Source organism: Nonomuraea harbinensis (assembly GCF_019396385.1).
GTDB lineage: Bacteria > Actinomycetota > Actinomycetes > Streptosporangiales > Streptosporangiaceae > Nonomuraea > Nonomuraea ferruginea.
The window spans coordinates 101,317-111,649 of sequence record NZ_JAHKRN010000028.1 but is presented as its reverse complement, the minus strand read 5'-3'; the positions used below and the strand labels follow the sequence as shown (position 1 = coordinate 111,649).

Sequence of the window (10,333 nt, the reverse complement as noted above, 5' to 3'; positions counted from 1 at the left end):
CGCCTTGCGCCGGGCCTCGGCGGCGGCGCGGCGGCGGGCGGCGGCGAGCGCGGCGCGCCGGGCGGCGGCAGCGGCTGCCCTGCGGGCCGCGGCGATCGCCGCCCGCCTGGCCGCGGCCTGGAGGGCGATCCGCAGCGCGATGCCGGCGGCGAACCAGAACAGCTGCCCGTCGGGGTCGGTCGCGGAGACGGGGCTGTTGCCGGCGTAGGCGTAGCCGTGCAGCTGCTGCGGATCCTGCTCGTCGATGACCGGGTCCACGGACAGGAACCGGCCGATCACCGGGTCGTACTCGCGGGCGCCCAGGTGCACGAGCTTGGTCGTCGGGTCGACGGTCCCGCCGACGAACCCGCGTTCGCCCGGCCACCAGGTGGGCGGGGTGCCCCGGTCGGCGCCGAAGGGGGTCTGGCGGCGGATCGCCACCGCGCCGCTGTCGGCGTCGACGGCGGCGTTGGCGGTGCCGTGGTGGTCGCTGGCGAAGAAGTGGACCTTCCCCGCCGAGTTGCGTACCGCCACCGCCTCGCCGTTGACCGTGTAGTAGCGGGTGCCCTCCACAGTCTGCTTGGCCTGGTCGAGCCGCAACTCCAGGTCGTCCACGTACAGGACGGTGTCGGTGGGGGTGCGGCGGATCAGCCGGTCGCCGTCGGCGTCGTAGACGAACGAGGTGGTCTTGCCGGCCTCGGTGACCGATTCGAGGTTGCCCTCGGCGTCCCAGGTGAGCTGCTGGGAGGAGCTGCCGGTCCGGCGCACGATCGTGTTGCCCGCCGCGTCGTACTCGTAGGAGGACGACTGCTCACCGGCCGGGCCGGTGGGCGTGACGGACGCGAGCGCGTGCGGCCGGGGCTGCCCGGCGGCCGGGTAGGCGTAGTCGCGGACGACCTGGGACCGGCCGCCGAAGGCGTGGTGGGTCTCCTTCGTCCGGTTGCCGGTGGAGTCGTAGGCGTAGCTGGTGGCGTACGGCGCGACGCCGCCGATCAGGGTGGAGCGCGGCTCCGGGGCGGCGCAGGCGTCGGTGGCCGTCCACGCGGCGCTGAGCCGGCGCCGGTGGTCGTAGGTGAAGCACTGGGTGTCGGCGGACGCCCGGTCGGCGATGCGGGTGACGTTGCCCGTCGCGTCGTAGGTGTAGTTCAGGTCCAGGTCGGAGGCGGTGCCGATGTCCCTGTCGAGCTGGGAGCGGATGAGCCTGCGGGTGCCCTCCTCGTGGGTGTAGGTCAGCCACGTCTTGCGCGCGCCGGTGCTGAGCTCGTACTGGAGCGTCTCGCCGAGCTTGCCGTAGCGGGCGTCGGTGACGTACGTGGACAGGCCCTCGACCTTGGTGGGCTGGCGCAGCGCGTCGTACCCGTAGGTCACGGTCTCCGCCGGGAGGCCGCCGGCCTCCGGGAACGTGATGGACTGCACCTGGTCGTCGGCGGTGTAGCGGGTGTTGAAGAGGTACGTGCCGGCCAGCGGGCCTTCACGTGCCGGGATGGTGACGCTCTGGCGGAGGGTGCGGTACTCCCGGTCGATGGCCTCGATCTTGGCGGAGTAGGCCTGCCCTCCGGCGTACCTGACCGTCTCGGCCAGATGGCCCTTGGCCAGCACGTCGTAGCGCCACTCGGCCAGCAGCGGGCCGGTGGCCGAGCCCTCGCGGGTCGAGGTCCTGCGCCCGAGCAGGTCGTAGGCGTGCACGAGGGTGCGGCCGCGGGCGTCGGTGCTGGACACCTCCTCGTCGAGGTCGTTGAAGACGCGGGTGGTGACGCCCTTGTCCGGGTCCTCGGTCTTGATCTCGCGGTCCCGCAGGTCGTAGTGGTGCCGCCACACGTTGCCCGCGGAGTCGGTCACGGTGGCGAGCCGGCCCGCCTTGTCGTAGGTGTACTTGGTGGCCTCGTACTCGCCCGTCGGGGTCGAGCCCTTGTACTGGCGCAGCTCCACGCCCCGGCCCTCGGCGTCGGCGATGAGGGTGGCGGCGCTCTCGCCGGGCGGCGGGGTGACGTGCGCCCGGTCGGCGGCGCGCCGGACGGTGGACTTCCACTTCTCCTGGCCCTTGACGCGGAAGCTCTGCGAGACCATCTCGCCGGCCCCGTCGAAGGCGGTGACGACCTGGCCGGCGACGTCGTCGTCCGACACCGCGAACACGTTCGTCTCCGGGTCGCCGGTGGCGTAGTAGCCCTCGTTGGTCTTGGCCACCTCGCCGATGGAGTTGTGGAAGGTGTCGGTGATGACCCGCCCGCCGCCGGGCGCGGGCTCCTGGGTCTGGCGCGGGCGCATCAGCCCGTCGTAGAGCTCGTGGCTGGCGATGTACGTGCCGTCGGTCGCGAGCGTCCTGGTGGTGACGACGTTCGGGCCGTCGGTGCGGATCAGGTAGGAGTACTCGGTGTTGGGCGACTGGCCCGCCGCCTTGTTCCTGTCGTTCTGCCACACCTTGACCAGGCGGCCGAGCGGGTCGTGCTGCAGGTCGGCGCGGCGGCCGTTCTCGTCCTCCTCCGCGACCGGCTCGCCCCAGGCGGGCTCCACGTAGGTGACGTCCGAGTGGCCGAGCGGGTTGGCGGAGCGCACCTCGGTCGCCTGCGCGCCGGTCGCGGGCACGTACGTGGTCGTGGTGGAGCCGCCGGCCGCGTCGGTCTCCGACGTTTCGCGGCCGTAGGCGTCGTACGTGCGCGCCACGTCCAGCACGTACCGCGGCGTGCTCCCCTCGTACGAGGCCAGCTCCTCCTCGCGGGTCACGTCGCCGCGCAGCGGCGGCTGCCCGAACGCGCGCCCGTCGAAGTGGAACCGCTCGTCCGACAGCACGTCGGCGGGCCGCTGCGGCGTCGCCGAGCACGGCTTGGCGACGGTCTCGACGCGGCTGGTGAAGTCGAGCATCCACGCGGCCGGGTCGCGGGCGTGGGTGTAGCGGGTGCAGACGTCGTCAGCGGGGTCGGTGACGTCGCCGAGGTCGCTCACCTGGGTGAGGATGCCGTGCTCGTCGTACGTCCGCTCCTCGGCGGTGCGCTGCCAGGTGCCGTCCTCCTTCAGGTCGCGGGCGGTCATCTTCGCGGACTGCACGATGTGGGCCGTCTTGGTCACGCCCTCGAACGTGAACTCGGCCGTCTTGCGCCACCAGTGCTCCTCGGCGGTGGCCGACAGGACCTTCCCGCCGTCGCCGTCGTGCACGATCGTCTCCAGGTCGGCCCCGGAGAGCTGGTCGTGGTCCTCGCGCGCCTTGCCCTCGCTGTCGGTGACCCGGACGTCCTTGCGGCTCCCGTCGGCCAGCCGGTCGTCGTCCATGCCGCGGTGGTAGCGGTGCTCGGTCATCGTGCGCGGCCCGTCCTGGCCGTCGCCCTGACGCACCCGTACGCGGGAGAAACCGCGCCAGTCGGACCAGGTGCGCTCCTTGGGCTTGATCAGGATGTGCTCGGCGTACCGCCAGGCCGCCCCGTCGAGGTACTCGTAGTCGGTGACCAGCCAGGGGGAGCGGGCGGTACGGTCGATCTCCACGGTCTGCGCGACCACGTGCTTGTGGAACCAGTCGAGCACCTCCATCTCGTCCTGCGGCGTCCACCGTTGCGGGTAGCAGCGCTTGGTGTTGCGGTCGGCGGCGGGCAGGTTGCCCGGCGCGCACTCCTCGGGCGCGTAGTTCACCCGGGTCTCGGCGCCGGCCTCGGAGTTGATCGACTGGATGCGCCACTTGTACAGCGGGGCGCGTCCCTCGTCGGCGTCGACCCGGTTGCGGAGCTGCACCCCGGCGAAGGTCACCTTGGGCAGCGTGACGGTGCCGCCGACGTGGCCGGCGTGCTGGATCGAGGCCAGCCACAGCGCCGGGCTCAGGCCGTCGCCGGTGGCGGGGAAGGAGTGGGTGAGCGTCCAGGAGTCCACGTCCCGGTACGCGCTGCCGGAGCGGACCTGCGTCGTCACCTTCGCCAGCCGCTTGCGGGTCCAGAACGTGGGCGAGGTGCGGTCCTTGCAGCTCTCGCCGGCGTTGCAGTTGCGGTCGAACGGCACGTCGGGCCAGTGGCTCGCGGTGTCCTTGGTGAGCTGGGCCGGCTCGCAGGTGATCGAGCCGCTCGGCAGGCACCGCTCGGCCACGGTGAACACCGCCCGCGCCGCCGGGACCCCGGAGAACAGCTCGGCCGAGCGGTAGCCGTAGTCGATGCGGGTCAGGTAGCCGCCGCGGACGTACGGGGTGCCCAGGTCGGGCTTCTCGTTGCGGCCGTAGTGGTTGCGCTCGGTCTCGTACCAGTACGTGAGCGCGTTGCCGTGCCGGTCGGCCGAGTAGTCCAGGTTCCACCGCCAGGCCTGCTGGCACCAGGCGTTCGCGGGGGTGGAGTTGTGGCAGGGCTCGCCGGACTCGTTGCCGAACACCGGCACCGTCCAGGCCGACTTCGTCTCCGGCTTGCCGGTGGTCCAGCCGGGCAGCCGGTTAAGGCCGAAGTGGTACTGGGTGCCGTCGGTGGTGGTGAGCCGCCAGTACTCGCCGTCGTTGTCGCCGTTCGTCGCCCCGGTGAGCAGCTCGATCCGGGTGCCGTCGTCGCGCTTGGGCCGCCACTGCTTGGTGGTGGCGTCCTTGACCAGCTCCACGGCCGAGCCGTTGAGCATCAGCGTGGCGTTCTCGTGGTCCCAGCACAGGTCGCCGGTCTTCTTGCCGTCGGCGGTGCAGGACTTGTAGCGGCGCTCGATGTAGCCGCCGGAGGTCAGGTCGAAGCCCTCGCCCGCCCAGGACACCTGGTTGTTGGTGGAGGAGGTGCGGCCGTCGACGCTCTGCGAGGAGTAGCCGAGGCTGATCACGGGCTCCTCGCCGCCGATGGACGGCGGCACCCGCATCGGGTGGTTCCAGCTGAAGTCGCCCGACTGGGGACCGACGCTCCACTTCGCCGACGGCGCCAGCGACGTGGCCGAGTAGTCGCCCGAGGCGCCCGAGGCGGTGGCGGTCAGCGCGTACAGCTGGGCGCCTTCGACGTTCACCTCGGCCGTCAGCACGCCCGCCTTGACGTCGTTCTCGGCGGGCACCGGCTCCGGCTCGGGGCAGGCGGCGCCCGCGCAGTCCGGCAGCTTGACCAGCTTCAGCCGGTCGGCGTAGTCGCCGCCGAACGCGTGCCGGAAGCCCGAATAGTCCAGCTCGACCCGGGCCGGGCCGCCGCGCGTGGCACCCTGTCCCCGGGACAGGCGCAGCGGCACGCCCTGGACGCCGGGGGTCTTGGCCCGGTCGAGCACCTCGACCCTGACCCGCTCGGGCGGCGCCTGGGCGCGCCCGCTCGCCGGGGCCTCTACCCTCACCGGCAACGAACCGGCCTTCACCCAGGCCTTCTCACCCGCGCCCGGCTTCCGCTCAGCCGCGTCCGGACCCTGCTCGTCCTTGCCCTGCTCGTCCTTGCCCTGCTCGTCCTTGCCCTGCTCGGCCTTGCCCTGCTCCGGCCGGCTCGCGGCGGGCGCGAGCTCGGCGGTGCCCGGCTTCGGCCAGGCCACGGACGGGGCCGCCTTGAGCGCCTTCTCGGCCGTGACGTCCTCGGACTTGGGCAGCACGGCGACCGGCCGGCCGGGCACCGGCTCCTCCTTCTGGACCTCCGGCCGTTCCCTGCGTTCGGCCTCGGCCGGCATGGCGTACACCAGCGGCACGACGACCACGATCGCCATGGCCGCGCAGGACCGGGCGAACCAGCGGAACTTACGCGGGAACCATTCGAAGATCAGGAAGGTCGAGCGCTCGTAGTCGGGGATCTCCTCGTGGTCGTACATCCTCACCGTCCAGGGGTCGGGCATGGGGGGTGCCGGCGGAGGGTCATTCGGCGGCGAGCCGGGCGACGTCGAGATCGCCCAGTGCGCCCTGGTAGGTGCGGACATCGTCGACGATGCCGGGCCAGTGCCCGGTGAACGCGCCGTCGTGCAGGGTCCGGCCGAGCTGGAGCGGCCCGGTGGCGTTCCAGGTGCTCGCGTGGCCGGTCTCGGTGGTGGCGACGAGCTGCCCGCCCACGTAGACGCGCAGCTTCTTGGCGAGCGCGTCGTACACGCCCGCCACGTGGGTCCATTCCATGACGTACGGGACGGCGTCCGATCGGGTGCGCGTCACCGGCGCCCCGTCCGCGTCGGCTCCGGCCATGCCGAAGGACCAGCGCGGCCCGTCGGCGGCGTAGCCGAGCGCGAAGCCGCGGGCCCGGGTCCCGCGCTGCGCCACCGCCGCGGCGTCGGCCGGCGGCAGCGTGTCGAGCTGGACCCACGCCGTGACGGTGAAGCTGTCGTCGGTGCGCACCGCCGCCCGCGACGCCTCGGCGTGCCCGGCGGCTCCGTCGAGCGCGAGCGCCCCGTCGAGCCAGCCGCTGGTCCAGGAGGCCCCCGGGCCGAGGGTGAGCGGGCCGGTCACGCCCGCCGCGTCGGCCGCGGCCGTGCCGGTCTCCTCGTCCAGCGTCCAGTGGCCGGTGAGCGTGGCCGCGTGGTTGACCAGCTTCACGATCTCGCCGGCGGCCAGGGCCCGGTCGTGCACCCGGACCTCGTCCACCTCGCCGGGCCACGGGTCGGTCTGCCTGCCCTGGTAGCGGGCCTGCCCGAACTGCACCGCCGTCGCCGGTCCGGCCCCGCCGTGGTACGTCACGGGCCCGGCGGCGAGCGTGCCGTTCACGTACAGGGTCATCTTGCGTGTGGCGGAGTCGTAGACGCCGGTGAGGTGGGTCCACTCGTTCGCGGCGGGCACGACGGCGGGGTTGCGCGCCCAGATGGTGTGGGAGGTGCCGCCCGGGTGGTTCATCATGAACGCCCACGACTTGACGCCGCCGCTGTAGCCGAGCCAGAAGCCGCTGTTGTCCTGCCCGCTCTGGCTGACGGCGGCCACGTTGCCCGCGGGCAGCGACGACAGCCGCACCCACGCCGAGACCGCGAGGTTCTGATCGGTCGGCACGACGCCGGCGGACGTGGCGGCGTACTGGCCGGCGCCGGCGAACTTGAGCGCCTTGCCGGCCCGGCCGTCGGTCCAGGCGGCGCCGGTGACCGCCACCGGATGGGCGCCCGCCTCGTCCCCGGCGGTGGCGCCGGAGCCCTCGTCGAGCCGCCAGTAGCCCGCGGGGCCGGTGCCGGCCCGCACGTTGAACACGTAGCTGCGGATCGGGCCCTGCTTGCCCGCGCCGTCCTTGCTGCGCACGGACAGCACGTTCGGGCCCTCCTCCAGCGGGGTGAGACTGATCGTCGCCGCGCCGCCGGTCGCGCTCACCTCGGTGACGGGGCTGGTGTTGAGCCCGTACAGGAACGCGGCCACGTCGGCCTCGCCGTTCGCGCCGAAGGTGAACTCCCCGGCCCGGCCGAGCCCGTCGCCCCAGGCGTTCTCCGGATACCGCGCCGAGGAGACCGTCGGCTCGCGGCCCGGCGCGGTGGTGTCCACGCCGATCTCGCAGTACGGGCTCCAGCCGCTGTTCGCCTGGCCGTCCTCGCCGCGCGCCCGCCACCGGATCACCGAGCCGTCCGTGTAGACGCCTGCGGGGACGGTCGCGGTGAACGCGTTGCCGGAGGAGGCCGCGGCGGTGAGGAACTCGCCGCGCTTCGTCCCGGCCGCGTCGTACCACTCGAAGCGGGCCTTCACCGAGTTGTCGCCGTCGCGCAGCTTCGCCCACAGCTTCGGCGTCGCCGTCCCGATCCTCGGCCGTGCCGTGCCGGAGACGCACGCGCCGCCCGGGTCGGACCAGACGTCGGCCGCGACGGGAGTGGTCGGGATGGTGTTGTACTCGACGACGAGCGTGGGGTTGTTGCGGAACTTCTTCCACGCGTACGTGTCGGTCTCACTGCTGGCGCGCAGGCCCAGCGTGATGTTCGGCCAGCTCTTGGCCGCCGCCTGCACCGCCGCCGCCGTGGCGTCGAACTCCACGCCGCCGGCCGGGCAGGCGGTGCCCCAGCCCTTGGCCACCGTCTGGGTGTTGAGCTTCTCGTACCAGGTCGGCTGGTTGTTCCAGGTGGTGGACTTGCTGATGGTGCCGGTCCGCCAGAGCTCGACGGGCTTCTTGGTGCACGACCACGACCACGTCTCGTACGTGCGCAGGGTGGCCTTGATGATCTGCTTGCCGTGGATGGCGCTGCCGGTGTTCATCTGGAAGAACGACCGGTTCGTGCCTCCGGTGTCGTTCTCGTGCCCGACGCGCGCCACGTCGCTGGAGTTGAGGTAGTTGGTGGTCGGATACCGCTTCCACACCGCGGTCCACGAGCCGCGCGGCGCGGACACCGACGGGTCCAGGTAGACGGGGTAGCGGGTGTCCGGGTCGGCGAGCATGGCCTTGTCGGGGGTGAGCGTCAGCGCGCGGTCGTCGACCCGCAGGCCCATCGCCTCGTGCCGGGTGCCCGGGTCCGGCCCCTCGCCGGGCCGCTTGGCCAGGGCCCTGACGGTGTCGGGCGAGTCCCACATCAGCGGCGTCGGCGCGGCGAACACCTCCGCGCCCGTCCGGTCCACCGCCTCCATCCCGCCGCCCTGGCCCCGCCGTACGGTGAGGCCCTCCGGCTGGAGGGCGAAGTCGAGCCGGTCGAGCCGGCCGCTCAGCGCGGCCTCCCTGGTCTTGACCACGAGGACGTGCGAGAAGCCGTCCACGTCGGCCGTCACCTGAAGGTCGACGCCGGGCAGCACCTCGGCGTAGGTCGCGGTGGCGCCGTCGAGCACGGGCTCGGGCAGCTTGCCCGGCCAGGTCATCGCGAGGGACTTGGCGCCCCTGGCGACCTTGGCCATCGGGGCGTCGCCGCCGCCGGAGAACCGCAGGTCCACCGCCGTCGCGACGGGGGCGACCGAGCCGTCCGGCAGGCGGCGCAGGGTGGTGTCGACCGGCGTCCACCGGCCGTCCTGGCGTACCCGGACAGGGCGGGCGTTCTGCTCCAGGACGAGGCTGCCCTCGGGGGTGGCGTAGACGGTGCGGGTCTCGGTGCGCAGCGAGCCGACCTCGACGCGTTCGTTCTTCTGGCGGGCCACGTCGAGGGCGCCCAGCTCGGTGGCGGTGTCAGGCGGGGGCTCCCGGTGCGTGACCGGGGTGCCCGCCTGGACGGGGGTCGGTGCTGTCAGCCCTGCCAACAGAAAAGCAGCCGCTGCGGCGACTGCTGTGACGGGTCTGAGGCTCGGACGTAAACGGTGGCCTGGCGATGTTGCGGTGCTCCTGACCCGAGCCATCATGCCTCCGACGACGCTCTGTAAAGCCGGGGATTCAGCGCAAGTGTGTACGCGGCGGAGGGGGTGATCAAGAGGCTGATCGCGGTCTGTAAAGGTTTTCCATGAAACCCAGGTTTTTTGACAACTTTCGCCAAACGGGCCCTGACGCAGGAGATATGGCGGTCGGCAGGCCGCCTTACGCGTCACGGTCAACTTTCATGTCATCAGGGATTGATGAAGACAACTTTCAGGGATATCTTTCCGATCACGTTCCGTGGCCACAGCGAACCCCCCTCACCCCCCCTTTTTCCGAGAGGTACGCATGCCCGCAACCGGCAAGCCGACCCGGCCGATGATCATCGCGTTCGTCGTCACCCTCGCCGCCACGCTGTTCCCCCAGGCCGCCTCGGCGTCCACCGCCCTGGCGTCCCACAAGAGCCCGTTCAACTGCGGAAAGACCTTCTACGCCAACAACTGGACCCCCAACCACAACCCGTCGGGCTCCATCGACTGGCAGAGCTACGGCGGCGACGCCACCAACGGCGAGACCGTCCGCGCCACCGCGGCCGGCACCGCGTACTTCTACAACGCCGGCAGCACGAGCTACGGCCAGTGGGTGGAGATCCGGCACAGCGACGGCACCAGGACCCGCTACGCCCACCTCGCCACCATGGTCCGCGCGGCGGGCGGCTCCATGAGCGTCGGCCAGGGCACCGCCATCGGCACCGTCGGCGCCACGGGCGGCACCGACGCCCCGCACCTGCACTACGAGCAGCGCACCTCCACCGGCGCCATGGACACCAGCCCGACCGTCGACGGCGTCACCGTCTCCCTGGGCCAGAAGAAGGCCATCACCAGCACCAACGCCTGCGGCGGCGGCAGCAACCCCTACACCCCGCAGGAAGCCTGCGGCAGCGGCTACGGCGTCATCGACTCCGCCGCGCTCACCGGGGGCCGCGTCTACCTGCTCTACAACTCCGGCAACGGCTACAACTGCGTCGTCACCCTGAAGACCACGAACGTCGGCACGGCCTCGCCGGTGTCGGCCTTCCTGGAACCGCAGGGCTCGACCCGTACGACCGACTCCGGCAGCTACGGCTACTACGCGGGCCCGGTCAAGCGGTCGGCCCCCGGCCAGTGCGTCAAGTGGGGCGGCTCGGTCGGCAGCAGCTCGTACACCAGCCCCTTCGAACACTGCGGCGCCTGACGCCGCTCCTCACTCGTCCGCCTGCGGACCACGGCCTCCGTCCGCAGGCGGCGATTCCCCCGAGATCCGGC

3 protein-coding genes are annotated in these 10,333 nt (G+C 72.4%); 1 reads left to right on the top strand and 2 read right to left on the bottom strand.

Annotation, left to right across the window (positions count from 1 at the left end; translation table 11 throughout):
• A partial coding sequence (locus KME79_RS26770) for an RHS repeat domain-containing protein (protein WP_219546845.1) occupies window positions 1-5,688 on the bottom strand: 5,688 nt, incomplete at its 3' end.
• 43 nt (window positions 5,689-5,731) lie between these two features.
• Window positions 5,732-8,980, bottom strand: coding sequence for a LamG-like jellyroll fold domain-containing protein (locus tag KME79_RS26765; RefSeq protein WP_219546844.1), 3,249 nt, complete (start codon window positions 8,978-8,980; stop codon window positions 5,732-5,734).
• A 397-nt stretch (window positions 8,981-9,377) separates the two neighbouring features.
• Between KME79_RS26765 and KME79_RS26760 the strand changes: the two genes are divergently transcribed.
• Window positions 9,378-10,262: a M23 family metallopeptidase gene (locus KME79_RS26760; RefSeq protein WP_219546843.1), complete on the top strand. Its 885-nt coding sequence runs from the start codon at window positions 9,378-9,380 to the stop codon at window positions 10,260-10,262.
• Window positions 10,263-10,333 lie beyond the last annotated feature (71 nt).

What these genes read in the sequence shown, in the direction of transcription:
- KME79_RS26760 (WP_219546843.1), top strand. Translation starts at nt 9,378, where the DNA reads ATGCCCGCAACCGGCAAGCCGACCCGGCCGATGATCATCGCGTTCGTC.